This window comes from Nocardioides hankookensis, from assembly GCF_042658885.1.
GTDB classification, from domain to species: domain Bacteria; phylum Actinomycetota; class Actinomycetes; order Propionibacteriales; family Nocardioidaceae; genus Nocardioides; species Nocardioides hankookensis.
Map to the genome: position 1 here is coordinate 1,073,720 of NZ_JBHSRJ010000004.1, position 23,992 is coordinate 1,097,711.

The following is a 23,992-nucleotide window of genomic DNA, read 5'->3' on the forward strand; positions in this document are numbered from 1 at the left end:
TACGGACGTAACAATCAGATTTCCACCTTCACACTCCCAGCGCAGGAGCCCCACGATCGACAACACGTACAACGCGGCGCACCTCCTCGTCCTCGAGGGACTGGAGGCGGTGCGCAAGCGGCCCGGGATGTACATCGGCTCCACGGACACGCGCGGTCTCATGCACTGCCTCTGGGAGATCATCGACAACGGCGTGGACGAGGCCCTCGCGGGCGCCGCGCAGCGCGTCGAGGTCACCCTCCACCCCGACGGGTCGGCAGAGGTCCACGACGACGGTCGCGGCATCCCCACCGACAAGGAGCCCAAGACCGGGCTCCCGGGCGTCGAGGTGGTCGCCACCAAGCTGCACGCCGGCGGCAAGTTCGGCGGCGGCTCGTACGTCGCCACCGGTGGCCTGCACGGCGTGGGCCTGTCCGTCGTCAACGCGCTGTCGGCGCGGATGGACATCGACGTGCAGCGCTCGCCGTCCGAGCAAGGCCTGTCCTTCCGTCACGGCGCTCCGGGCGTCTTCACCGGCGAGGGACCGGACGCTCCGTTCGAGCCGAGGTCGGGGCTGACCCGCAAGGGCGGCCGGGTCGCGAAGGGGAAGTCGGGCACCCGGATCACGTTCTGGCCGGACCGCCGGATCTTCACCAAGGACGCCGAGTTCGTCTTCGAGGACCTGATCGGGAGGGCCCGGCAGACGTCGTTCATCGTTCCCGGCCTCGAGATCGTGATCCGCGACCTGCGCGGCGAGACCCCGCGCGAGGAGAAGTTCCGCCACGACGGCGGCATCGCGGAGTTCGCCGACTTCCTGGCCCCCGACGAGCCGGTCACCGACATCGTGCGGCTCCAGGGCTCGGACACCTTCACCGAGACGGTGCCGATGCTCGACGCCCAGGGCCACATGACGCCCCAGGACATCGACCGCGAGCTGCACGTGGACGTCGCCGTGCGCTGGGGCACCGGCTACGAGACCGTGCTGCGCTCCTTCGTCAACGTGATCGCCACGCCCAAGGGCGGCACCCACGTCAGCGGTTTCGAGGGCGCGATCACCCGCACCTTCAACGACGCCATGAAGGCGACCAAGGTGCTCAAGGTCAACGACGACGACGTCATCAAGGACGACGTCATGGAGGGCATGACCTCGGTCGTCACCGTCCGCCTGGCCGAGCCGCAGTTCGAGGGCCAGACCAAGGAGATCCTCGGCACCCCGGCCGCGCGGACCGTCGTACGCAAGGTCGTGGCGGCGGAGCTGAAGAAGTTCCTGACGTCGACGAAGCGCGCCGAGAAGGCCCAGGCCAAGCTGGTCATGGAGAAGGTCGCCGGCGCGGCCAAGACCCGGATCGCGGCGCGGCAGCACAAGGAGACCCAGCGCCGGAAGAACGCACTGGAGTCCTCGGCGCTGCCGTCCAAGCTGGCCGACTGCCGGGCGGCCGACAACGACAAGACCGAGCTCTTCATCGTCGAGGGTGACTCGGCGCTCGGCACGGCCAAGCTGGCGCGCAACTCGGAGTTCCAGGCACTGCTGCCGATCCGCGGCAAGATCCTGAACGTCCAGAAGGCGTCCGTCGGCGACATGCTGAAGAACACCGAGTGCGCCTCGATCATCCAGGTGGTCGGTGCCGGCTCCGGGCGCACCTTCGAGCTCGAGGCGCGCCGCTACGGCCGGATCATCTTCATGGCCGACGCCGACTCCGACGGCGCGCACATCCGCTGCCTGCTGGCGACGCTCTTCTTCAAGTACATGCCCGACCTGATCGCCGACGGGCGCGTCTACACCGCCGTGCCCCCGCTGCACCGGATCGAGATCTCCAACCCCAAGAAGGGCATGGAGAAGTACGTCTACACCTACTCCGACGACGAGCTGCAGCGGAAGCTGGCGGACCTCAAGAAGAAGAACGTGCGCTGGAAGGACCCGGTGCAGCGCTACAAGGGCCTCGGCGAGATGGACGCCGACCAGCTGGCCGAGACCACGATGGACCCGCGCCACCGCACCCTGCGCCGGCTCACCGTCGACGACGCCGAGAGCGCGTCGGGCATCTTCGAGCTGCTGATGGGCTCCGACGTCGCCCCGCGCAAGGAGTTCATCGTCCAGGGCGCCTACGAGGTCGATGCCGAGGCGCTCGACGCCTGACGGGGCTACGGTAGGCGCATGTTCGCGATCGGGGCCGTCGAGATCCTCATCATGCTCGTCGTCGGCGCGGCGACCGCGGCGCTGGTGCTGTACGCCGTGATCCGGCTGGCGGTGCGCGACGGCATGTCGGACGCCGAGCGCAGGGCGGCCGACAAGCAGGCCGCCGACGCGATGCGGCAGTCGCTCCAGCAGAGCCGCGCCAGCGACGTCTGAGGGTGGCTCAGCTGGCGGCGAGCCGGTGCTTCTCCTCCTGGTCGCGGAGCACCAGGCTGGACGTGAAGATGTAGAGCGGCTCGCGGTCGCCCCAGGCGGGGACCACGCCGACGAAGTCGTAGCTCTGGTTGGTCGTGAGCTCGATCATCATGGCCTCGACGTAGTGGTGCTCGGGAGCGCGACCGGGGGAGCCCCGGTAGTGGGCGCGACCCGCCGAGACCATGTCCGAGTGCGTGAGGACGTTGTAGTCAGCCACGGAGAGCACATCGGCCATTGCTGAACCAGCCTGAGTGGCCGGTGGGCCGCGCGTCGTACCTGACGAAAGTGTCGCGTCTGTGCCCGATCCACAGCACTGACGTCAGGTACGACGGTGGGCGGCGGGTCGGCGACGCTCAGTACTTCTGCTCGAGCAGGCCCGTGTCGACGTCGTAGAGGAAGCCGCCCACCTCGGTGCTGTCGGGGACCAGGGGGTGGGAGCGGACCTTGTGGACGTCCTCACCCAGGGCGGCGACCTGGTCGGCGATGACCGGGAACGGCTGCCAGGACGCATCGATGCCGGCGGAGGCGCCGACCTTCTCCCGCAGCTCGGCCTCGGTGTTGCTGGCGACCGCGCAGCGGGTGTGGGGGACGATCAGCACCCGCTCGACCTTGAGCAGGTGGACCCCGAGGACCAGGGCCTCCATGGCCTGGGGCGTCACGCGTCCGCCCGGGTTGCGGAAGATCTTGGCGTCACCGGCCTTGAGCCCGAGCATCCGCAGCGGGTCGATGCGCGAGTCCATGCAGGTGACGATGGCGACGCCGGCGTGCGCGACGCCGTCGAAGCCGGCCAGGTCGAAGGAGGCCGCGAACTCGCGGTTGGCGGCCAGCAGGTCGTCGAAGCTCACGTCCGGCACGATAGCCAACGGCTCAACCGGCGGAGCGGAGCAGGTCGCCGGTCGAGACGGCCCGCGTGGGCGCCTGGCGGAAGAGCACGAGGGCGAGCACGGCCGCGACCAGCGCGCAGACCGCGGCGCCGGTGAAGACCGTCTGCTCCTGGGCGATGCCGGCGATCTTGAGGAGCCGGGAGAACTCCGAGCAGCGGCTGGCGCCGTCGCAGACGTCGCGCACGGACGGTACGTCGGCCTGCTCGGCGTAGTAGCGCCGTAGCCCGATCGTGGTGAGTGCCGAGATGCCGACCAGCATCCCGACCATCCGGGACACCACGACGAACGCGCTCGCCAGGCCGTGGACGTCGTCATCGGTGCTGGCCAGCACGGCGGCGTTCACCGGGGCGAGAGCGATCCCGAAGCCGAAGCCGCCGATCACCAGCGGCAGCGTCGCCACCGCGCTGTGCAGCGACTCCAGGCCCCAGGTCGCCATCCACAGGAAGCCGACCGCGGCCAGCACCATGCCGACGGCCGTGACGACGCCGGCCGGGAGGCGGTGCGTGAGGTAGCCGCCGAGCACGGCGCCGACAGGCAGCGCGACCAGGAAGCGCACCAGCACCAGCGCCGCCATCAGCTGGGAGCCCGGGTAGACCGTCGTGCGCGCGAAGAGCGGGATGTCGATGAGCGCCGCGATCAGGGCCGCGCCGATGAAGAAGCTGACGAGCATCGCGCCCCAGGCCGGCGTACGACGCAGTGCTCCGGTCGGCACGAGAGGGCGGTCGGTGCGGCGCAGGTGCAGCACGAAGGCGACGGCGGCGAGCGCGGCGCCCAGGAGGTACCAGAGGCCCTGGTCGGAGAAGACCTGCACCTTGGGGTCGGCGGTGGCGAAGGCGAGGATCACCCCGGCGAGCGCCAGGGCGAGCAGCACGGCGCCGAGCACGTCGGCCTCCCGCACGGTGCGGACCCAGCCGGGGATGTCGAGCAGCGGGCGCCGGGCCGTGCAGCACCGCACGACCAGCAGCACGAACGCGCCGATGGCTACCAGCCCGATCGGAGTCAGCCAGCGGCTGTCGTCGGTGTAGGGGATGAAGAGCTGGCCGTAGGTCAGGTCGCGCATCAGCTGGCTGGGCTGCACGAAGACCAGCACGCCGGCGACCAGGGTGACCAGGGCGAGCAGCAGGCCGATCCAGTCGATGCCGCGGCGGCGAGGGGTCTCGATACGCTCGCTGGCGCTCGCTACTCGACCGACGAGAAGGGCCAGGACGAGGCCCACGACCAGGTTGACGAGGAAGATCGCCCGCCAGTCGGCCACGGCGAGCACGAGCGCGCCGAAGAGCGGCCCGAGCACGCTGCCGATCTCCTGGACGGCGGAGACCAGGCCGAGGGGTACGCCGCGCCGCTCGGCGGGGTAGAGGTCGGCGACCAGCGCGAGGGTCGCGGGCACCAGGCCGCCGCCACCGACGCCCTGGAGGAAGCGCCCGGTGACGATGGTCGGCATGTCGTAGGCCAGCGCGGTGACCAGGGAGCCGAGCGCGAAGACGAGCAGCGCGGCGACCAGCACCGGGACCCGGCCGCGGAGGTCCGCGATCCTGCCGATGAGCGGCAGCATCGCGACGTACCCGAGCAGGAAGCCCGAGACGATCGGCGCGGCACGCTGGAGCTGGTCGACGGGGATGCCGGCGCCGGCCATCATGTCCGGCAGCGCCAGCACGACGACGTACGTGTCCGCCGCCGCGAAAGCGACGGCGACCGCGGCCAGGGCGAGCAGCAGCCGCGGCGAGTGCCTCACGGCGCCGTGATGTCCTTGTCGGTCCCGTAGTCCTCGAAGGTCACGGTGTAGGTCATCGAGGTGGAGTCCTGGTAGAAGACCCCGGTGAGCTTCGCGCTGCGCAGCTCCTCGTCGTCGTTGATCGTGTAGGTGACGTCGAAGTCGCCCGAGGCGGTCGGGATGATGTTCTTCATCGTGTCGGCGCCGACCGTGCCGGTGTACTCGGTCAGCACCTCCTTGTTGTCGGTGCCGCCGCGCACGCTGTCGCCCTGCTCGACGTCGGTCGTGGCGGGGAGCAGCGAGGAGAAGCCCTTGTCGGGGCTCATCAGCTGGGCCGGGTCCGGGGCGCCGTAGTCGGCCGGGTCGATGTCCTGCCAGCCCGTCGTCAGCGGGATCTGGGCGTAGACCTTGTCGTCGACGGCGATCACCGGCACCTGGAAGGCCTGGCCGGAGAGCACGACGGTGATCGTGCCGTCGAACGCCGGGGCGTGGGTGCCGATGCCCTCGGCGGTCTCGACGCCGGTGACGCCGTCGGGCAGGTCCTTGGTGTCGAGCGTGAGCTTGACGCCGCTGGTCTCGTCGAGGTTGGACTTGGCGGCGGCGAACACCTCGTCGGGGGTCGCGTCGGACCCATTGCCTGCGTCGCTGCCGCTGCACGCGGTGAGCGAGAGCAGGCCGACGACGCCGGTGAGGACGGAGGACGCGAGCCGGTGCCGAGAGATCACGGGGTCACCCTTCCACACGGACCCGGGCCGCGACCGGGCCGGCGCAGGCGAGGATCGGCTGGCTGGCCGGGGTGCCAGAGCCGTCGCGCTTGCCGGTCGCCTCGGGCAGGTCGATGGGGGCTCCGCTGGCCGCGGCCGCACGGGCGGGCGCCGTACCGACCCAGGCGAAGACGAGCGTGTCCTCGCCCTTGAGGAACCGGTGGCAGCGGACGCCGCCGGTGGCCCGGCCCTTGGCGGGGTACTCCGAGAACGGCGCGACCTTGAGCGCGCCGGCGTCGGTGCCCTCCAGGGCGGTCGAGGAGCCGGACGCCGTGACGACGACCGAGCCCTCGGGGGCGTCCGGGTCGACGGCGCCGAACCAGGTCACCCGCTCGCCGCCGGTGACGCGGATGCCGGCGATGCCGCCGCCGGTGCGGCCCTGGGGGCGTACGGCGTCCGCCCCGAAGTGCAGCAGCTGGGCGTCGGAGGTGATGAAGCAGAGGATCTCGCGGCCGGTGGTCAGCTCGACCGCGCCGACGACCTCGTCGCCGTCGGCGAGCCGGATGACCTCCCAGTCGTCGCGGCCGAGCACCTCGGGATTGACCCGCTTGACCGTGCCCTGGCGGGTGCCGAGCGCGAGGCCGGGGCCCTCGGTGCTGAGCGAGCACAGCGCGAGCAGCCGCTCGCCGGGCTCCAGCGAGAGGATCTCGCTCACCGGGAGACCGCCCGCGAGGTGCGGGTCGTTGGCGGTGTCGGGCAGCTGCGGCAGCTCGAGCACGCCGATCTTGACCAGCCGTCCGGTGCTGGTGAGGCCGCCGATCTCGCCCCGCGCCGTCGCGCGCACCAGCGAGACGACGACGTCGTGGTTGGAGCGGCCGCCGCCCTGGCCCGGCTGCTCGGCGTTCGCGCTGCGCGCGAGCAGGCCGGTGGCGGACAGGTAGACGAAGCACGGGTCGTCGGCGACCTCGAGGGCGACCGCGGTCGCCGTGACGGCGGTGCCGGCCGACTCGAGCAGCACCGTGCGCCGCGGGGTGCCGTAGGTCTTGGCGACCTCGGCGAGCTCGTCGGAGACGACCTTGCGGAGCAGCTTGTCGTCGCTGAGGATCGCGTCGAGCTCCTCGATGGTGCGCTGGAGCTCGTCGCGCTCCTTGTCGAGCTCGAGCTTGGAGAACTTCGTGAGCCGGCGCAGCGGCATGTCGAGGATGTAGTCGGCCTGGATCTCGCTCAGGTCGAAGACCGACATCAGCCGCTCCTTGGCGGCGGGGGCGTTGTCGCTGGTGCGGATCAGCTGGATGACCTCGTCGATGTCGAGGATCGCGAGCAGCAGGCCCTCGACCAGGTGCAGCCGGTCGGCGGCCTTGGTACGCCGGAAGAGCGAGCGCCGGCGTACGACGTCGAAGCGGTGCTCCAGGAAGACCTCGAGCATCTCCTTGAGCGCCAGCGTGCGCGGCTGGCCGTCGACCAGGGCGACGGCGTTGATGCCGAAGGAGTCCTCCATCGGCGTCTGCTTGTAGAGCTGCTCGAGGAGCGCCTCGGGCACGAAGCCGTTCTTGACCTCGATCACCAGCCGCAGCCCGTTGGTGCGGTCGGTGAGGTCCTTGATGTCGGAGATGCCCTGGAGCTTCTTGCTCTGGACCAGCAGCTTGATGCGCTCGATGACCTTCTCGGTGCCGACGCCGTAGGGCAGCTCGGTGACGACGATGCCCTTGCGTCGGTTGGTGATCGCCTCGACCCGGGCGGTCGCGCGCATCCGGAAGGAGCCGCGGCCGGTCTCGTAGGCGTCGCGGATGCCCTCGAGGCCGACGATCTTGCCGCCGGTGGGCAGGTCGGGACCCGGGATGAAGCGCATCAGGTCGTCGACGGTGGCCTTCGGGTGGGTGATCAGGTGCCGCAGCGCCTGGACGACCTCGACCAGGTTGTGCGGGGCGCAGTTGGTCGCCATGCCGACCGCGATGCCCGTCGTACCGTTGACGACCAGGTTGGGGATCGCCGCCGGCAGCACGGCCGGCTCGAACTCGCGGCTGTCGTAGTTGGGCTTGAAGTCGACGGTGTCCTCGTCGATCGAGGCCGTCATCGCGACCGCGGCCGGCGCCATCCGGGCCTCGGTGTAACGCATGGCGGCGGGGGAGTCGTCGGGCGAGCCGAAGTTGCCGTGGCCGTCGATGAACGGCACCCGCATCGACCAGGGCTGCGCCATCCGGACCATGGCGTCGTAGATCGCGCCGTCGCCGTGCGGGTGCAGCCGACCCATGACCTCACCGACGACGCGGGCGCTCTTCACGTGACCGCGGTCGGGCCGCAGCCCCATGTCGTTCATCGTGTAGAGGATCCGGCGCTGCACCGGCTTCAGCCCGTCGCGGGCGTCCGGGAGCGCCCGGGAGTAGATGACGGAGTAGGCGTACTCGAGGAACGACGTCTCCATCTCCTGCTTGATGTCGGTGTCGAGGATGTGCTCCTCGAAGTCGTCCGGGAGGTCCTGCTTCGTCTTGCCGCGTGCCATGGGGGGATTCTTTCAACTGCCACCCACGGATTCGGCAGGGGCACGCCGCGTTGGCGTGGCCACGCTAGATTTCACGCGTGACCGTCACCCCCGCCCCGACGCACTGGGAGGCGGACGTCCTCCTCCGGGACGGGCGCACCGCACACATCCGCCCGATCCGGGTCGAGGACCGCGAGGTCTTCGTCGAGTTCTACGCGCGGGTGTCCGACCAGTCGAAGTACTACCGCTTCTTCTCGCCGATGCCGCGGCTCTCCGAGCGCGACGTCGACCGGTTCACCCACGTCGACAACGTCGACCGGGTCGCGCTGGTGCTCACCCTCCAGGGCCAGATCATCGCCGTGGGTCGCTACGACGTGATCAAGCCGGGCGAGGCCGAGGTGGCGTTCCTGGTCGAGGACAGCCACCAGGGCCGCGGGATCGGGCAGCTGCTGCTCGAGCACCTCTCCCAGGCGGGCCGCGAGCGCGGGGTGGAGCGGTTCGTCGCCGAGGTGCTGCCCGACAACACCCGGATGATCCAGACCTTCCGCGACGCCGGCTACCGCGTCGCGAGCGAGTACGACGAGGGCGTGCTCCAGCTGGAGTTCTCCATCGACCCCACCGACACCGCCATCGGGCTGATGTCGGCGCGCGAGCACAAGGCCGAGTCCGCCTCGATCGAGAAGTTCTTCAACCCGCGCTCGGTCGCCGTCATCGGCGCCAGCCGCCGCCAGGAGACGATCGGCCAGGCGCTGGTGCGCAACCTGATCACCGGCGACTTCAGCGGCCGCGTGTACGCCGTCAACCCGACGTCGCACGCCGTGTCGGGGCTACCGACGTACAAGTCGGTCACCGAGATCCCCGACGACGTCGACGTCGCCGTCGTGGCCGTCCCGGCCGAGCACGTCCAGGACGTGGTGCTCGACTGCGCCGCCAAGGGCGTGCACGGGCTGATCGTCGTGTCGTCGGGCTTCGCCGAGACGGGCGAGGAGGGGCGGGTCCGGCAGCGCAAGCTGGTCGGGCTGTCGCGCTCCTACGGGCTGCGCCTGATCGGACCCAACTGCCTCGGCATCATCAACACCGACGCGAAGGTCTCGCTCAACGCGTCCCTGTCGCCGCTGATGCCGCCGCGCGGCCGCGCCGGCTTCTTCTGCCAGTCCGGTGCGCTCGGCACCGCGATCCTCGAGAAGGTCTACAACCGCGGCCTCGGCCTCTCCACCTTCGTCAGCGCGGGCAACCGCGCCGACGTCTCGGGCAACGACCTGCTCCAGTACTGGGAGGAGGACGACTCCACCGAGGTCGTGCTGCTCTACCTCGAGTCGATCGGCAACCCGCGCAAGTTCTCCCGCATCGCCCGCCGGGTCTCGCTGCGCAAGCCGATCATCGCGGTGCGCTCCGGGCGTACGACGCAGGGTGTCCCGATGGGCCACGCCGTACGGAAGATCGCCGCGCCGGCAGCCGCCGTCGACGCGATGTTCCGCCAGGCCGGCGTGATCCAGGTCGACACGCTCGACGAGATGTTCGACGTCGCCCAGCTGCTCGCCCACCAGCCGCTCCCGCGCGGGCGCCGGGTCGCGATCGTCGGCAACTCCGACGCGCTCGGCCTGCTCGCCGCCGACGCCGCGGCCGCGGTCGGGCTGGTCGTCAACAAGTCGATAGCGCTCGGCGTCGACGCCGGCGCGGAGGACTTCGAGGACGCGCTCGACGCCGCCATCGACGACCCCGAGGTCGACTCGGTCGTCGCCGTCTACGTGCCGCCGATCAACGTCTCCGGCGAGGGCGTCGCCAACGTGCTCGCCGCCGTGGGGGAGCAGTCCGACAAGCCGCTGGTCTCCTCGTTCCTCGGTGCCGAGGGCGTGCCGGAGCTGCTCCGGGTCCCCGACGTCGCCGGCTCGACCGCCGGACGTGGCTCGGTACCGTCGTACCCCGGCGTGGAGTCGGCGGTCCGCGCGCTCGCGCACGTGGTCGACTACGCGGTCTGGCTGCGCACCCCTGACGGGGAGCCGGTCGACCCGAGCGCCGTGGACGCCGCCGCGGCCAAGCGGCTGGTGAGCCGGATCCTCGCCGAGCACCCCGAGGGCACCGACCTCGACCTCGACGCGCTGACCGAGCTGCTGGCGACGTACGACGTGGAGCTGTGGCAGACCCGCGACGTCGCGAGCCGCGATGAGGCGATCGCCGCGGGGGAGGCGCTCGGTTGGGACGTGGTGCTCAAGGCGACCGCCGAGCACCTGCGCGAGCGGCCCGACCAGGCGCACGTGTGGCGCAACATCGACGACGCCGACGAGATGGCCGACGCGTGGGACACGCTCGGCAACCTGATCGGTGAGCCGGAGCGGGCCGGCTTCGTGGTGCAGAAGAACGCGCCGCCGGGCGTCCCGGTCGCCGTCCGCACCATCGAGGACCCGCTCTTCGGGCCGGTCGTGTCGTTCGGCATCGCCGGCCCGCTCACCGAGCTGCTGGCCGACCGCTCCTACCGGATCCCGCCGCTGGGTGGCCGCGACGCCGCGTCGATGGTGCGCGAGATCAAGTCGTCGCCGATGCTCTTCGGCTACCGCGGCAGCGAGGCGGTCGACGTGGCCGAGGTGGAGCGGCTGATCCAGCGCGTCGCCCAGCTCCAGAACGACGTGCCCCAGGTCAGCGCGCTCGAGCTCTCGCTGGTCCTCGCCGGCGCGGACCGCGCCACGGTGCTGACCGCCGCCGCCCGCGTGGATCCGGTCGTGGACCCGCGCTCGGACTGGTTCGTACGTCGCCTCTCCCAGCCGGCTGGGGACACGCTGCCGTCATGATCTGCCCCGCGTGACAGACTGAAGGCATGCGCAGCACCAGGACCACCGAGGGTCACGATCGCGCCGTCGAGCTCCGTGACGCGATCGACCGCACCGGCTACTACCCCGAGGTCGTCGCCGAGGGCGTCGAGAGCGCGGTGGCCGGCGAGGAGGTCGTCTCCTTCTTCGTCCACCACGAGCCGACCTTCGACCGCGACGAGGTGCGCCGGCACCTGTCCGTGGCGGTGCTGACACCGAGCCGGCTGATCCTGGCGCACACCGACGAGCACGAGGGCGACGACCTGCTGCCGGAGCCCTACACGTCCACCTCCACCGAGGCGATCCGGCTCAGCTCGGTCCGCTCGGTCGTGGTGACCCGGATGGTGGCCAACCCGACCGCCGGTCCGCGGCCGCCGGCCGAGGCCGTGATGACGATCGGGTGGGGCGGCGTCAGTCGCGTCGACCTCGAGCCCGCCGGCTGCAACGACCCCCAGTGCGACGCCGACCACGGCTACACCGGGGTGCTGGCCTCCGACGACTTCTCGCTGCGGGTGTCGGCCGCGGCCGACGGCACCGACGCCGTCGCCGGGCTGCTGACCTTCGCCGAGTCGCTCTCGGCCCGCACGCACACCCACTGATCGTCGCCGGCGTGGAGGGGTTCCTCGAGCCTGCCTACGGCTCGCACTCGCTCGGCGACGTGGTGCCCGCGGTCGCGACCGCGCTCGGACTCCCGGTCGGTGACCCGCCGACCGGCCTGACGCTGCCCGAGGCCCCGGCGTACGTCGTCTTCCTGGTCGACGGCTTGGGGGCACGCCTGCTGGAGCGCTACGCCCACGCCGCGCCGTACCTCGCCTCGCTGCTCGAGCACAGCCAGCCCGGCACCGCCGGCGTACCGTCGACGACGGCGACCAGCCTGACGTCGTTCGGAACGGGCCTGCCGCCGGGCTCGCACGGGCTCGTGGGCTACACGTCGCGGGTGCCCGGCACCGACAAGCTGCTCAACGCCCTGATGTGGGACAAGGACGTCGACCCCCTCGAGTGGCAGCCGCACGACACGTCGTTCGCGCTGCTGCGTCGCCTCGGGGCCACGGTCACCGTCGTCAACAAGCGCGAGTTCCGCGGCAGCGGCCTCACCGTCGCCGCACACCGAGGGGCGGAGTACGTCGGCGCCGACCGGGTCGGCGAGCGGATCGCCGCCGCCGTCGCCGCGTCGGCCGAGCGCGCCTCGCTCACCTACCTCTACGACGGCGACCTCGACTGGACCGGCCACCGCTACGGCGTCGCCTCCAGCCCCTGGCTCCAGCAGCTGTCGATGGTCGACGCCGAGGCCGAGCAGCTCCGCGAAGCCCTGCCCACCAGCGTGCGCCTCCTCGTCGTCGCCGACCACGGCATGATCGACTCGTCCCCCGAGCACCGCGTCGACGTCGACGACCGCACCGAGCTCCGCGACGGCGTCGCCCTCCTCGGCGGCGAGGCCCGCTTCCGCCACCTCTACTGCCAGCGGGGAGCCGTCGACGACGTCGTCGCCACCTGGACCTCTGTCCTCGGCGACCGCGCCACCGTGCTCGCGCGCCACGACGCCATCGCCCGTGGCTGGTTCGGCCCGGTCCTGCCCGGCGTACTCCCGCGCCTCGGCGACGTCGTCGTCGCCTGCCACGACGACACCGCTGTGTTGTCGACGCGGGACTTCCCCTACGAGGCCACCCTCGTCGGCCTGCATGGCTCGCTCACGCCCGACGAGATGCTGATCCCGCTGCTGGTCGACTGACGGCTCGTGCTGCCCAGCGAGCGTCCCGGCGCACGCTCAGCAGCACGACTCAACCTTGCGTCGATCTCGGCGCAGCGCGGGTCTCAGCCGAGCGACATCGCCGGCTCGCCGTTGACGAGGCCGGCGCCGGCGATGCGGCAGGTGCCGCCGCGAGGGGTGCCGGCGTTCCAGGCCTGGCGGACGCAGCTGCGGGTGGCGAGCTGGCCCCAGTAGTTCGGGTGGATCGACTCCTGGATGTAGTACGGGCTGTCCTCGCAGCAGGTGCTGACGGTGCGGATCTGGTTGACCCACTCGGTCTGGTCGACGGCGCCGGGGGTGAGCCAGCTGGCGATGCCCTTCTCCTCGTAGAGGCCGACGGTGTTCTCGCAGAGGCGGCGGCCGTTGAAGGCGGAGGCGAGGTCGAGGGTGCGGATGTTGCCGAGCCCGGAGTCGGCGGCCGCCCCCGTGACGGCGCCGTTGATCGTGGGCAGGGCGGTGTCGTTGGCCCAGTCGGCGTCGCCGTTCCAGAAGCCGCAGCCGCCGGTGAACTGGCGGGAGTAGCCGCTCTCGGCGTAGCGGATGCCGTCGCCGCGGGGGATCGGGCTGGGGTAGGTCTGGGCGAGGAGGGTCCACTGGTTGTCGGCGTACCCGGCGTTGCGCATCGCGGTGGCGACGTTCTGGAAGGCGGCGGCGATGCGGGCGCGAACGGCGGCGACGTTGGCGGGCGTGAAGTTGGCGGTGACCGAACCGTCGTCGCGGCAGTAGTCCTTGGCCCAGGTGGGCGAGGTCAGGAAGTCGACCACGCACGACTGCACGACGTCGGCGAACTGGAAGTCGTTGCCGCCGATGCTGACCACGACCATGCCGACGTTGTGGCCGGCGGCGAACTGCTGGAGCATCGCGGCCTGGCCCTGGTGGCCGGCGCCGTCGTCGTAGAAGTCGAGGCCGGGCTTGAAGTTGTCGCCGTTCGTGGTGGCCGTCTCGGCGCCCGAGCAGGCCAGGTTGAGGCCGTTGACCCCGCCGCCGATGTAGGCCTCGGCCGACTGGCTGCGGTGGCAGCGCTCGATGGTCTCGTGGTCGCCGGCGTCGTGGTACGCCGAGGGGCCGAGCGCGTCGGCGCGTGAGCTGTCGTCGTTGCTGCTGCCGGCCCAGCGGCCGGCTTCGCCGCTGATGTAGGAGTCGCCGAGGGTCACCACCCACGGCGCGCCGGCGCCGGGTCCGTCGGCCTGGGCCGGCGGCGGCAGCGCCACCAGCAGTCCGGCCACGGCGGTGGCGACGACGGTCAGGGCACCCGAGAGACGTGTTCGCAGCACCCTGCCGACGCTAGGTGCGGCCCCGACGCCCGGGTAGCGGGGAAACCCTCGTCGGCAGGCTCAGTGCGCCGGCAGGGCGCAGAACTCGTTGCCGGACGGGTCCAGGTAGGAGCGCCACGGCAGGTCACCCCAGTTCGTGTGCAGCCGGGAGCCGCCGTGCTCGACGATGGCGGCCTCGACCTCGTCGGGGTCCTCGCCGGACTCCAGTCGTACGTCGAGGTGCAGCCGGTTCTTGGTCGCGCCCTTGGGCGCCGGCTCGGGGCAGAGCTCGAGGAGCGGGCCGCGCAGCGACGGGTGCCGCAGCGAGCGGGGAGCCGGGCCCACGACCTCGGTCCAGCCGGTCAGCCACGACCAGAACGCGGCGTCCCAATCGGGGTCGGCGGAGTCGAGGGGGAGGGCGGCGATCGGTCCGGTGTCGGAGTAGGCCGCCCGCTCCTCCATGACGCAGCAGGCGTTGCCCTCCACGTCGGCGAGCACCACCCAGGGCACGTCGCCCTGGCCGATGTCGAGCCGCTCGGCTCCGAGTCCGAGGAGCCGGTCGACCTCCGCGGCCTGGCGGGCGCCGCCCCGCAGGTCGAGGTGGATCCGCGGGGGAGCTGACGCCGGCTCGGTGACCTGCTGGAAGCACAGGTCGAGCACCGGGCCGCCCTCGATCGCCAGGCGCGTCTCGTAGATGCCCGGCTCGTCGGTCAGGGTCTCGCCGCCGACGACCGCCTCCCAGAAGCCGCCCAGCCGCTGGGGGTCGAGTGCGTCGAAGACCAGGTTCTCGAGGTACACCCCTCCCACCTTAGAGGGGAGCCCCGACGGTCAGTGGAAGGTCAGGATCCGCACCGAGACGTTGGAGACGGCCGGCATCGCGCCGCCGGTGAAGTTGCAGGCCAGGGCGGTCATCGAGTTGGTGGCGGTGACGCGGACGCCGTACATCAGCACGCCCTCGGGGAGGGCGTCCTGGACGGAGAAGACGACCGCGTCGCCGACCGTTGCGCCGCCGATGCCGATCGCGACGTTCTCGCACTCGCCGTCTGGGACGCTGCCGGCCGGGAGGCTGATGGAGCCCGTGGCGCCGCCGCCGTCGATGTCGCTGAACGTCAGCGAGTCGTTGATGACGTTGGCGGCGTCGACGGAGTTGTTGGCCAGCTCGCTCGCCGTGACCGAGTCGGCACCCAGGTCGGCGGCGAAGATCGAGTTGTCGACCAGCTCGCCGCCGTCGATCGAGTTGTCGGAGATCTCGGTCGCGCCGACGCTGTCGGTCTGGAGCTTGCCGGCGTTGATCGAGTTCTCCTGGAGCTTGGCGGTGGAGACGGATCCGTCCGCGAGCTGGAGCTCGGTGATCGAGCCGTCGCCGATCGTGGTGGGCGGTGGGATGGTGCCGGCGGCGAGGTCGGCCAGGGTGATCGTGCCGTCGGCCACGGTCGTGCCCGTCACGGCCCCTGCGGCGAGGTCGGCGAGCCGGACCTGACCGTTCCTGATCTTGGCGGAGGTCACGGCGTTCTTGCCGAGATCAGGCGTCTTCACCTGACCGTTGACGATGTCCTTGGACTTGATCGTGCTGGCGGCGTACGCCGTGCCGCCGCCGAGGGCGATCGTGAGCGCGAGCGCGGAGCAGACGTTGGCGAAGGTGAGGTGTCGGAGCATCTCCCCACGATGCGCCGGTCATCCGGGCACCGACATGGCCCGGACGGGTCACCCGAAGGGCAGCGGCTCCGGCGCGAGGCTGACGGCCTTGGCCCGCGCGGCGGTGAGCCGGCGGCGGTGGTGCTGGCGGCAGAGCACCTCGTAGGCGACCTCGGCCGGCGGACCGCCACGGTCGTCGACGTCGCCGACGACGATCACCTCGCCCTCGGTGACCATGATCCCGTCCTCGGTGCGCGCATTGTGGGTGGCGCGCTTGCCGCACCAGCACAGCGCCTCGACCTGGAGGACGTTGACCCGGTCCGCGAGCTCGATCAGCCGCAGGCTGCCCTCGAAGAGCTGGGTGCGGAAGTCGGTGAGGATGCCGAAGGCGAAGACGTCGATCTGGAGCTCGTCCACGATCTTGGCCAGCTGGTCGATCTGGTCGCGGGTGTAGAACTGCGCCTCGTCACAGATGAGGTAGTCGACCCGACCGCCCTGGGTCAGCGTCGTGACGACGTAGCGCCAGAAGTCGAACTCCGGGTTGACCTCGAGGGCCTCGTGGGTCAGCCCGAGCCGGCTCGACAGCTGCGCCTCGCCCGCCCGGTCGTGGGTGGTGAAGATCCGGCCGACCCGCCCGCGCGCGGCGTGGTTGTGGTTCGTCTGGAGCGCCAGCGTGCTCTTGCCGGAGTCCATGGTGCCGGTGAAGAAATGCAGTTCAGCCACGGGTCGGGATCCTTTCATGGACACGTCATCATGGGCCCATGGACTCCCCGTTGATCTCCGCCCGCGAGCTGCACGACCTGCTGAACGACCGGTCGCGCGAGGTGACCGTGCTCGACGTCCGCTACCGGACGGCCGGACCCGGAGGTCGTGAGGAGTACGAGCGGGGCCACATCCCGCGGGCGGCGTACGTCGACCTGGACGCCGCCCTGGCCGCGCCCCCGGGCGACGGCGGCCGGCACCCGCTGCCGGACGTGGAGGTCTTCGAGACGGCGATGCGGAAGGCCGGCGTGAGCGACGGCCGCACCGTCGTCGTCTACGACGACTGGTCGGGGCTGGCAGCCGGGCGTGCGTGGTGGCTGCTGCGGCACCACGGGCACGGCGACGTCCGCGTCCTCGACGGTGCGTACGCCGGGTGGCTGGCCGCCGGGGGAGCCGTGCACACCGGCACGACGCTGCCGGGCCGCGGCGACTTCACGGCCAGGCCAGGCTCGATGCCGGTGGTGGAGGCCGACGACGTCCTCGGCGTACCGGTGCTGGTCGACGCGCGCGCCCCAGAGAGGTACCGCGGCGAGACCGAGCCGATCGACGCGGTGGCGGGGCACATCCCCGGCGCGGTCAACGTGCCGACCTCGACCAACCTCGCGGCCGACGGCCGGTTCCGATCGGCGACCGAGCTGCGCGCGTTGTACGCCGCAGCCGGGGTCGACGGCAGCGAGGACGTCGCCGTCTACTGCGGGTCCGGCGTGACCGCCGCCCACGACGTGCTGGCGCTGGAGATCGCGGGGATCAGTGCCGCGCTCTACCCGGGCAGCTGGTCGGGGTGGATCACTGACCCGGAGCGGCCGACCGCCTAGATCGTCGGTTGACACAGGAGACATCGGCTAGTTGCTCGCGCCGATGCGTGGTGTGTCAACCGATGCTCGCGGTCGGCGGTAAATTCACTAGGCGCCAGGGCCGGACCCAGATTGACTGCCTCCATGCCCGCCTTCGAGGATCCCGCCCGCGACGCGAGGCGCGGGCTGCCCCTCGAAGGTTGGTCACCGTTCGAGGAGGACCTGCTGCTGCGTGCTGTACGTGTGGACCTTGTGCGTCGCACTGTCGGCTTCACGGTGACCTACGACGACGCCGTCTTCGAGGGTGCGCCGACGGGGGACTGGCTGGTCGAGCTCGATGACGCGTCCCCTGTCACCCTGACGCGCCTGGCCGTGGAAGCGGTCACCGGAGTTCCCGGTCGCATCTACTGGACCCATCAGCCCACGCGCGTCGGTCGCGGCCTCCTCCAGCTCGACAGCCACGAGGTCCTGGTCAACACCATCGGTACAGAACTACCGGCAACGCGCGCCGAGCGGCTCTCCGTGAGAGAGATGGTGCCGGTCCGGTCATCTGCGAACCACACCACCTGGACCCTGCTCGACTGGGACGATGACGACGGCGCTGAACGGATCGAACAGGCCCACGTCGATGGGTGCAGGCACTACCTGCACCATCCCGTCGTCACCCTCGCGGCCACGGTCGCCGCACAGCGCGCCTAGACCTTGTCGCCGCCGCCGAACATGATCTCGTCCCAGCTCGGGACCGAGGCGCGGCCGCGCTTCTTCGCGGGCTTGCGGACCTCGGGCTCCGGCTCGGGCTCCGCGGCCGCCGCGTCGGCGGCCTCCTCGCGGAGCTCGGCCTCCTCGGCCACGACCGTCTCGTCGGTCGGCTCCTCGGCGTCGAGGAACGCCTCGACCGGCTGGTCGGTCACCAGGTCGATCGCGTCGTCGCCCAGCGGCAGCTCGAGATCGGGGGGTACGCCGAGCCGGCGCTCACGGGCGGCCTGGAGGTCGTCGGGCCGGGCCGGCGCGGCCTCGGCGGCGGGGACCGCGGCGCCGACGAGCCAGCGGGCGTCCTCGTTGTCGAGCGTGACGTAGTTGCCCGGGGCGTCGAAGGTGAGCTCGGCGGTGCCGCTGCGGGCGGAGCTGTCGTAGCCGGCGGTCAGCGACCAGCGGCCGTCCTCGCGACGCCAGGCGTCCCACGCGACGGTGTCGGGGTCGACGTTCTGCGAGCGCAGGTGGGCGGCGACGGCGTCGCCGAGGGTGCGGGCGCCGGCCGCCTGCCCGGCGTCGCTGCGGCGTACCGACGAGCGCTGGGCGCGCTCCGCGACGTGCTGGCGCTCGGCGAGCACGGGGGCGGCGAACGCCATGATCTTGTCGACGGACGTCTGCGCCGCCTGCGCCACGGCCTCCGGGGTCTCGCCGGAGCGGATCCGGGCCTGGATGTCTCGAGGGCGGAGTGCGCTCTCCATCGTCTTCTCCGTTCCTCGGCTGGGCGGTGGAGCTGTCGGTGCTGTCGGTGCTGTCGGGACCACGGTCGCGCGCAGTCGGTCGTCGATGGCGAGCACGTGCTCGGCACCCTCCTCGTCCACCAGGCGCAGCTGCGTGCCGTCCTCGCTCAGGCCGACGAGCCGGAGGTACGCCAGGGCAGGTGCTGGCCCCGTCCCTGGGTCGGACCGGTGCGTCTGGTGCTGGATGGGTGCGGTCATCGGTGGGCCGAGCCTACGTCAGCGGAGCGCGCCGACGCGGGAGCAGCACGGCGCGCCTCCAGGTCACTCCCGTCACATCCGCACCACGACGCGGCGGGTCGACGTACTAACGTCCGGCTGTGGCCACCACCGACCCCTCCACGACCCAGGTCGTCCTCGACCTGGCGGGCATCTTCGTGTTCGCGATCTCCGGCGCCCTGGTCGCCGTGCGCAAGGGACTGGACGTCTTCGGCGTCCTCGTCCTGGCCGGTACGACGGGACTGGGCGGCGGCTTCCTGCGCGACGTGCTGATCGACGCGACGCCACCGGCGGCGCTGCAGGACTGGCGCTACCTCCTGGTCCCGCTGGTGGCCGGGCTGCTGGCCTTCGTCTACCACCCGGCGCTGGGGCGGATGGAGCGCTCGGTCAACGTGCTCGACGCCTTCGGGCTCGGGCTCTTCTGCGTCACCGGGTCGCTCAAGGCGCTCGACTACGGGCTCGGGGTCGCGCCGGCCGCGCTGATGGGGATGGTCACCGGCATCGGCGGCGGCATGCTGCGCGACCTGCTGGCCGGCCGGGTGCCGGCAGTGTTCCGCGGCGAGCTCTACGCGACGCCCGCGCTCGCGGGGTCGATCGTGGTGGTCGCGCTGGCGCACACCGACCTCAGCTACTGGACCGTCGCGCTTCTCGGCGGTGGGCTGTGCACCGTCTGGCGGCTGGTCGCCATCTGGCGGCACTGGCAGGCGCCGGTGCCGACGGGTCCGGCGAGCGTCTAGCGAGGGGTGGTTTCGAGGCTCGGCCCTAGCGGGCCTCGCACCTCAACCACCGACACACGAGCGTCTGGCCCGGGGTGGTTTCGAGGCTCGGCCCTAGCGGGCCTCGCACCTCAACCACCGACACACGAGCGTCTGGCCCGGGGTGGTTTCGATTCTCGCTCGCTCGCACCTCAACCACCGTGATGGATCAGTCGCCGAGGACGCGGCGCAGGTAGGGGTTGGCGAAGACCCGGTCGGGGTCGAGGCGGTCGCGCAGGGCGAGGAACTCCTCGAAGCGCGCGTACGTCGGGGCCAGGTCGGCCGCCGTGCGCGTGTGCACCTTGCCCCAGTGCGGCCGGCCGTCGTGGGCGCGCAGGATCGGCTCGAGCAGTGCGAAGTACTCGAGGTGGTCGGCGTCGCGGTGGGTGTGGAACGCCAGGTACATCGAGCGGCGGTCGCCGGAGGTCGACATCGGGATGCCGTCGGCCGGGGTCACCCGGATCTCCACCGGGAAGGTGATCTTGATGTCGGAGGCCTCGAGCGCGGCGCGGGCCTCGGCGAGGGCGGTGAGGCCGGACTCCAGCGGGACGGCGTACTCCATCTCGCGGAAGACGACGGTGCGCGGCGAGACGAAGACCTTGTGGGCGACGTCGCTGTAGGTGCGGGCCGACAGAAGTCGGCTCGAGACCTGGTTGAAGCGGGGGATGATCGCCGGCACCCGGTTGGTGACGTGGTTGAGGGCGCCGAAGAGCTGGTTGGAGAGGAACTCGTCGTCCCACCAGGAGCGCCAGCGCGACAGCGGCTCGACCTCGTCGACGCCGACGGTGAGGCGGTCGTTGGTCTTCACCAGCATCCGGTCGGTGTGCGGGAACCAGTAGGTGTCGACGTGGTGGTGGCCGTGGATGTGCTCGTCGAAGCCGGCGACGTACTCGTCCCAGCCCATCGGCGTCTCGTTGGCCTCCAGCACGAAGAGCGGCTCGACGCGGAACGTGATCGTGGTCAGCACGCCGAGGGCGCCGAGGCCGAGGCGGGCGAACTCCAGCAGCTCGGGGTTCTCGGTCTCGGTGGCGGTGACGACCTCGCCGGTGCCGGTGACCAGGGTCAGCCCGCAGATCTGGGCGGACAGCGACGACGCGACACCGCCGGTGCCGTGCGTGCCCGTCGATGTCGCGCCGGCGAGCGTCTGCTCGGCGATGTCGCCCATGTTGTGCAGGCTCAGGCCGAGCGTCTCGAGGCCCTCGTTGAGGTCCTGGAGGCGGGTGCCGGCGAGGGCGGTGACCGTCATGGCGTCGCGGTCGACGGAGAGGATCCCGCCGAGCTTCGTCGGCCGCAGCAGCGTGTGCTCGGGCGCGGAGATCGCGGTGAAGGAGTGGCCGGTGCCGACCATCTTCACGGTCGTGCCCTCGGTGCGCGCGCGCTCGACGGCGGCCACGATCGCGGCGGTGTCGGCCGGCTCCTCCACACGCTGCGGCTGGGCCGACTCGATGCCCGACCAGTTCGTCCAGGTAGTCACGCGGGGATCGTAGTCAGGGGTCCGGTCAGGTCGTGAGGAGGGCCGTACGTCTGTGCCGGGCGAACTCGTCGCGCAGCTCGCGGTCCCGCTCGGCGGTGATCGGCAGGTAGCGCCCGTCCACCCGCTCGAACACCGGGTCGGCGCCGCTCCACTGGAGCCGCTTGAGCGCCGGCTTGTCGACCTTGCGGGTCGCGGTGACCGGCAGGTCCGCGGTGATCCGCACCAGCGACGGCGCCCACTTCGTGCCGAGGTCGGGCTGGGCATTCAGGAACTCGGCGAAGGCCACCAGGTCGAAGTTCTCGGCGCGGCCGGTGACCTCGAGGGTCGCCATCACCCGGTCCCCGGTGCGCGCGTCGGGTACGGCGTACACCGCGGCGACGGCGACGTCGGGGTGCCGCGACAGGATCCGCTCGACCGGTGCCGCCGCGAAGTTCTCCGAGTCGACCCGCAGCCAGTCGGCGGAGCGGCCGGCGAACCAGAACCAGCCGTCCTCGTCGCGGTAGGCCAGGTCGCCGCTCCAGTAGTCGTCGCCACGGATCTTCTCCGCGCCGGCCGCCGGGTTGTTGTAGTAGCCCTCGAACCGCGGCGCCGCACCGACCGCCACGATCTCGCCGATCGCCTCCTCGGGGTTGAGCATCCGCCCGTCCGCGTCGAAGCGGGCCGGCGGGCAGGTCGCGCCGTCGGGGGAGCGCACCTCGACCGGCGTCGCCTCGGCCGGCAGACCGAGCGCGCCCTCCGGGGTGCCCGGCACGCGCCGGATCGAGCAGGTGCCCTCCGAAGATCCGTAGGACTCGACGAGCTCGCAGCCGTAGCGGCGCTGGAACTCCGCGCGGTCGCGGGCCGACGCCTCGGTACCGAAGCCCATCCGCAGCCGGTTGTCGCCCTCCTCGGGCCGCTCGGGCTGCGCGAGCACGTAGGAGAGCGAGCGCCCCACGTAGTTGAAGTACGTCGCCCCGAAGCGCCGCACGTCGTCGAGGAAGCCCGACGCCGAGAAGCGCCGCCGCAGGGCGAACGTCGCGCCGTGCACGAGGCACGGACCCCACGACGCCATCAGCGCGTTGCCGTGGAACATCGGCATCGCGTTGTAGGCGACGTCGTCGCGACCGAGCTGCAGCGGCGTGACCTGGCAGAGCAGCGCGAAGCGACCGGTCGAGCAGACGACGGCCTTGGGCGTGCCGGTCGAGCCCGAGGTGAAGAGCAGGAGCAGGGTCGTCGCCGGGTCCTGCGCCAGCTCCGTCGCCTCGACGACCGCGTCGGCGTGGCGGCCGAGCAGCGCGTCGTACGGCGGCCCTCCGGCGACCAGCACCTGCCGGGCGCCGTGGTCGATGCCGTCGAGCAGCGGCAGGTACGCCGGGTCGACGAGGAGAGCGGCGCAGTCGGTGGCGCGGATGTCGGCGGCCAGCTCGGCGCCGCGTCGCGTCGGGTTGATGCCGACGAGCGTGGCGCCGGAGAGGCCGGCGGCGGCGACCAGGAAGAGGTACTCGGGGGTGTTGTCCATCAGCACGCCGACGTGCCAGGGGCGCCCGTCGTCGGGCCGCAGCTCCTCGAGCGCGGCGGCACGCACCGCGGCCTCGCGCACCAGCTCCCGCCACGACCAGTGGTCGTCCTCGAAGAACAGGGCGGGACCGTCGTCCTCGGCCCGTGCGAGCAGCAGGCCGGCCAGGGTGGGGATCACCCGGCGGACGGTACCTCTGCGGTGGAACCAGTTCTAGATCTGGCCGGGCCCAGATCTGGGCAGGGTCTGGGCGGCGAGGGCGGCGACGAGGCCGGCGCCGACGGAGACGAGGTACGCCGCGGACGCGCCCTGGTGGTCGACGACCAGGCCGCTGAGCGTGGCCCCCGGCGCGACGCCGGCGACCAGTCCGGTCTGCATGATCGCCATGCCCTCGGTCAGGCGGCCCGACGGCACCACCGACTCGGTCAGCGACATCGCGCCGATCAGGGTCGGGGCGATCGCGAAGCCGGCGACGAGCAGCACGACCGCCATCACCGGGATGGCGTCGATGAAGTAGAGGGGCACCATCGCGCACGCCATGCCGAGCGCGCCCCAGCGCACCCGCACCGACGGGCCGCGACGCCAGTGGATCGCGCCGGTGATGGCGCCGGCCGTGAGGCTGCCCAGCGCCCACAGCGCGAGCAGCAGGCCGGACACCGCCTTGTGGCCGCGCTCCTCAGCGAAGGCGACGGTGGTGACCTCGGCAGCGCCGAAGAGCACCCCGAGCGCCGCGCAGACGATCGCGAGCGGGACCACCGAGCGCCACGGCATCGGCGGTCGCGGCCCCGTCGTGCTGTCCCGCGGGTGTGCCGGCGGCGCCGTGCCGCGCTGTGCGCTGAAGGCGAGGGTGCCGCCGACGCAGGCCACCACCGCGACGAGGATGCCGGCTGCGGGGTGCCAGGTCGTCGCGAGCACCGCGACCAGGATCGGGCCGATCATGAAGACGGCCTCGTCGAGCACCGCCTCGAGCGCGAACGCCGTCTGCACCTCGGCCGGCTGGTCGAGGACGAAGGACCACCGGGCGCGCACGGACGAGCCGACCTGGGGGAGGAAGGCGCCGCCGACGGCCGCGAAGACGTAGGTCCAGCCGACCGGCCAGTCGGCCTGCACCGAGACGACCAGGGCCGCGATCGAGACGCCGAAGCCGATGCTCGCGACGGCCAGCACCCGGCCCTGGCCGAGCCGGTCGAGCAGCCGCCCCTGGAGGATCGCGAAGCCCGCGTTGGCCAGCATGTACGCCGCGGAGATCGCCCCGGCCACGCCGTACGAACCGGTGGCGGCGGAGACGAGCAGCACGATGCCCAGGCCGATCATCGAGATCGGCAACCGGGCGACGAGGCCGGTCATCGAGAAGCGCAGCGCGCCGGGCTTCGACAGGATCCGGCGGTAGGACGTGAACATCAGAGCCCGACGCTATCGGT

The 23,992-nt window shown here is 71.8% G+C and carries 21 protein-coding genes; 8 read left to right on the forward strand and 13 right to left on the reverse strand.

The window, feature by feature from the left end:
- Positions 1–127: 127 nt before the first annotated feature.
- Together ACFPYL_RS11600 and ACFPYL_RS11605 are read left to right on the forward strand one after the other, a co-directional pair.
- Complete coding sequence (locus tag ACFPYL_RS11600) at positions 128–2,116, forward strand: DNA gyrase/topoisomerase IV subunit B (protein ID WP_379155447.1); 1,989 nt, start codon at positions 128–130, stop codon at positions 2,114–2,116.
- A gap of 18 nt (positions 2,117–2,134) precedes the next feature.
- On the forward strand, positions 2,135–2,329 hold the full coding sequence (locus ACFPYL_RS11605; RefSeq protein WP_379154028.1) for a hypothetical protein: 195 nt from the start codon (positions 2,135–2,137) through the stop codon (positions 2,327–2,329).
- A 7-nt stretch (positions 2,330–2,336) separates the two neighbouring features.
- Here the strand turns inward: ACFPYL_RS11605 and ACFPYL_RS11610 are convergent, their stop codons facing one another.
- The 5 genes from ACFPYL_RS11610 to ACFPYL_RS11630 form a co-directional block, all read right to left on the reverse strand.
- A complete protein-coding gene (locus ACFPYL_RS11610; RefSeq protein ID WP_379154029.1) occupies positions 2,337–2,585 on the reverse strand; it encodes a hypothetical protein in 249 nt (82 codons plus the stop codon).
- 136 nt (positions 2,586–2,721) lie between these two features.
- Positions 2,722–3,213 (reverse strand): beta-class carbonic anhydrase, encoded by a 492-nt coding sequence (locus tag ACFPYL_RS11615; RefSeq protein WP_379154031.1) that lies wholly within the window; start codon positions 3,211–3,213, stop codon positions 2,722–2,724.
- A 22-nt stretch (positions 3,214–3,235) separates the two neighbouring features.
- Positions 3,236–4,984 carry an MFS transporter gene (locus tag ACFPYL_RS11620; RefSeq protein WP_379154033.1) on the reverse strand — a complete coding sequence of 583 codons (1,749 nt, stop codon included), beginning with the start codon at positions 4,982–4,984 and terminating at the stop codon, positions 3,236–3,238.
- Positions 4,981–5,688 (reverse strand): LppX_LprAFG lipoprotein, encoded by a 708-nt coding sequence (locus tag ACFPYL_RS11625; protein WP_379154034.1) that lies wholly within the window; start codon positions 5,686–5,688, stop codon positions 4,981–4,983. Before ACFPYL_RS11625 ends, ACFPYL_RS11620 begins: the two co-directional genes overlap by 4 nt.
- A 4-nt stretch (positions 5,689–5,692) precedes the next feature.
- Positions 5,693–8,167 (reverse strand): DNA gyrase/topoisomerase IV subunit A, encoded by a 2,475-nt coding sequence (locus tag ACFPYL_RS11630; protein ID WP_379154036.1) that lies wholly within the window; start codon positions 8,165–8,167, stop codon positions 5,693–5,695.
- 77 nt (positions 8,168–8,244) lie between these two features.
- On the opposite strand from ACFPYL_RS11630, the gene ACFPYL_RS11635 reads away from it, so the two are divergent.
- From ACFPYL_RS11635 to ACFPYL_RS11645, 3 genes are read left to right on the forward strand one after another with little or no spacing between them, the layout of a single operon-like run.
- Complete coding sequence (locus ACFPYL_RS11635) at positions 8,245–10,932, forward strand: bifunctional acetate--CoA ligase family protein/GNAT family N-acetyltransferase (protein ID WP_379154038.1); 2,688 nt, start codon at positions 8,245–8,247, stop codon at positions 10,930–10,932.
- A gap of 26 nt (positions 10,933–10,958) precedes the next feature.
- Positions 10,959–11,549, forward strand: a complete 591-nt coding sequence (locus ACFPYL_RS11640; protein WP_379154040.1) for a DUF5998 family protein — start codon at positions 10,959–10,961, stop codon at positions 11,547–11,549.
- Positions 11,550–11,560: 11 nt separating this feature from the next.
- A complete protein-coding gene (locus ACFPYL_RS11645; protein ID WP_379154042.1) occupies positions 11,561–12,679 on the forward strand; it encodes an alkaline phosphatase family protein in 1,119 nt (372 codons plus the stop codon).
- A gap of 83 nt (positions 12,680–12,762) precedes the next feature.
- On the opposite strand, the gene ACFPYL_RS11650 is transcribed toward ACFPYL_RS11645, so the two are convergent.
- Genes ACFPYL_RS11650 through ACFPYL_RS11665 form a run of 4 tightly spaced genes read right to left on the reverse strand, consistent with a single transcriptional unit; the run spans position 12,763 to position 16,308 of the window.
- Positions 12,763–13,971, reverse strand: coding sequence for a hypothetical protein (locus ACFPYL_RS11650; RefSeq protein WP_379154044.1), 1,209 nt, complete (start codon positions 13,969–13,971; stop codon positions 12,763–12,765).
- 60 nt (positions 13,972–14,031) lie between these two features.
- Positions 14,032–14,748: a VOC family protein gene (locus ACFPYL_RS11655; protein WP_379154045.1), complete on the reverse strand. Its 717-nt coding sequence runs from the start codon at positions 14,746–14,748 to the stop codon at positions 14,032–14,034.
- 30 nt (positions 14,749–14,778) lie between these two features.
- Positions 14,779–15,606, reverse strand: a complete 828-nt coding sequence (locus ACFPYL_RS11660; RefSeq protein ID WP_379154047.1) for a hypothetical protein — start codon at positions 15,604–15,606, stop codon at positions 14,779–14,781.
- A gap of 48 nt (positions 15,607–15,654) precedes the next feature.
- Positions 15,655–16,308: a thymidine kinase gene (locus ACFPYL_RS11665; RefSeq protein WP_379154049.1), complete on the reverse strand. Its 654-nt coding sequence runs from the start codon at positions 16,306–16,308 to the stop codon at positions 15,655–15,657.
- Positions 16,309–16,346: 38 nt separating this feature from the next.
- Between ACFPYL_RS11665 and ACFPYL_RS11670 the strand changes: the two genes are divergently transcribed.
- Entirely contained in the window at positions 16,347–17,162 is an 816-nt protein-coding gene (locus ACFPYL_RS11670; RefSeq protein WP_379154050.1) for a sulfurtransferase, read from the forward strand.
- 123 nt (positions 17,163–17,285) lie between these two features.
- Complete coding sequence (locus ACFPYL_RS11675; protein WP_379154052.1) at positions 17,286–17,840, forward strand: hypothetical protein; 555 nt, start codon at positions 17,286–17,288, stop codon at positions 17,838–17,840.
- On the opposite strand, the gene sepH is transcribed toward ACFPYL_RS11675, so the two are convergent.
- Positions 17,837–18,829 carry a septation protein SepH gene (gene sepH, locus ACFPYL_RS11680; protein WP_379154054.1) on the reverse strand — a complete coding sequence of 331 codons (993 nt, stop codon included), beginning with the start codon at positions 18,827–18,829 and terminating at the stop codon, positions 17,837–17,839. The two genes, ACFPYL_RS11675 and sepH, sit on opposite strands and share 4 nt — an antisense overlap.
- A 119-nt stretch (positions 18,830–18,948) precedes the next feature.
- On the opposite strand from sepH, the gene ACFPYL_RS11685 reads away from it, so the two are divergent.
- Complete coding sequence (locus ACFPYL_RS11685; protein ID WP_379154056.1) at positions 18,949–19,584, forward strand: trimeric intracellular cation channel family protein; 636 nt, start codon at positions 18,949–18,951, stop codon at positions 19,582–19,584.
- A gap of 187 nt (positions 19,585–19,771) precedes the next feature.
- Here the strand turns inward: ACFPYL_RS11685 and ACFPYL_RS11690 are convergent, their stop codons facing one another.
- From ACFPYL_RS11690 to ACFPYL_RS11700, 3 genes are read right to left on the reverse strand one after another with little or no spacing between them, the layout of a single operon-like run.
- A complete protein-coding gene (locus ACFPYL_RS11690; protein WP_379154058.1) occupies positions 19,772–21,076 on the reverse strand; it encodes a D-arabinono-1,4-lactone oxidase in 1,305 nt (434 codons plus the stop codon).
- Positions 21,077–21,101: 25 nt separating this feature from the next.
- Positions 21,102–22,751, reverse strand: a complete 1,650-nt coding sequence (locus ACFPYL_RS11695; protein WP_379154060.1) for an AMP-binding protein — start codon at positions 22,749–22,751, stop codon at positions 21,102–21,104.
- A gap of 33 nt (positions 22,752–22,784) precedes the next feature.
- The gene (locus ACFPYL_RS11700) at positions 22,785–23,972 is read right to left on the reverse strand and encodes an MFS transporter (protein ID WP_379154062.1); all 1,188 of its coding nucleotides are present in this window, start codon (positions 23,970–23,972) and stop codon (positions 22,785–22,787) included.
- Positions 23,973–23,992 lie beyond the last annotated feature (20 nt).

Excerpts from the sequence above, each read along its gene's own strand:
- ACFPYL_RS11600 (WP_379155447.1), top strand. The coding sequence starts at position 128 with ATGTACATCGGCTCCACGGACACGCGCGGTCTCATGCACTGCCTCTGG.
- ACFPYL_RS11605 (WP_379154028.1), top strand. The coding sequence starts at position 2,135 with ATGTTCGCGATCGGGGCCGTCGAGATCCTCATCATGCTCGTCGTCGGC.
- ACFPYL_RS11630 (WP_379154036.1), bottom strand. The coding sequence starts at position 8,167 with ATGGCACGCGGCAAGACGAAGCAGGACCTCCCGGACGACTTCGAGGAG.
- ACFPYL_RS11640 (WP_379154040.1), top strand. The coding sequence starts at position 10,959 with ATGCGCAGCACCAGGACCACCGAGGGTCACGATCGCGCCGTCGAGCTC.
- ACFPYL_RS11660 (WP_379154047.1), bottom strand. The coding sequence starts at position 15,606 with ATGCTCCGACACCTCACCTTCGCCAACGTCTGCTCCGCGCTCGCGCTC.
- ACFPYL_RS11670 (WP_379154050.1), top strand. The coding sequence starts at position 16,347 with ATGGACTCCCCGTTGATCTCCGCCCGCGAGCTGCACGACCTGCTGAAC.
- ACFPYL_RS11675 (WP_379154052.1), top strand. The coding sequence starts at position 17,286 with ATGCCCGCCTTCGAGGATCCCGCCCGCGACGCGAGGCGCGGGCTGCCC.
- sepH (WP_379154054.1), bottom strand. The coding sequence starts at position 18,829 with ATGACCGCACCCATCCAGCACCAGACGCACCGGTCCGACCCAGGGACG.
- ACFPYL_RS11700 (WP_379154062.1), bottom strand. The coding sequence starts at position 23,972 with ATGTTCACGTCCTACCGCCGGATCCTGTCGAAGCCCGGCGCGCTGCGC.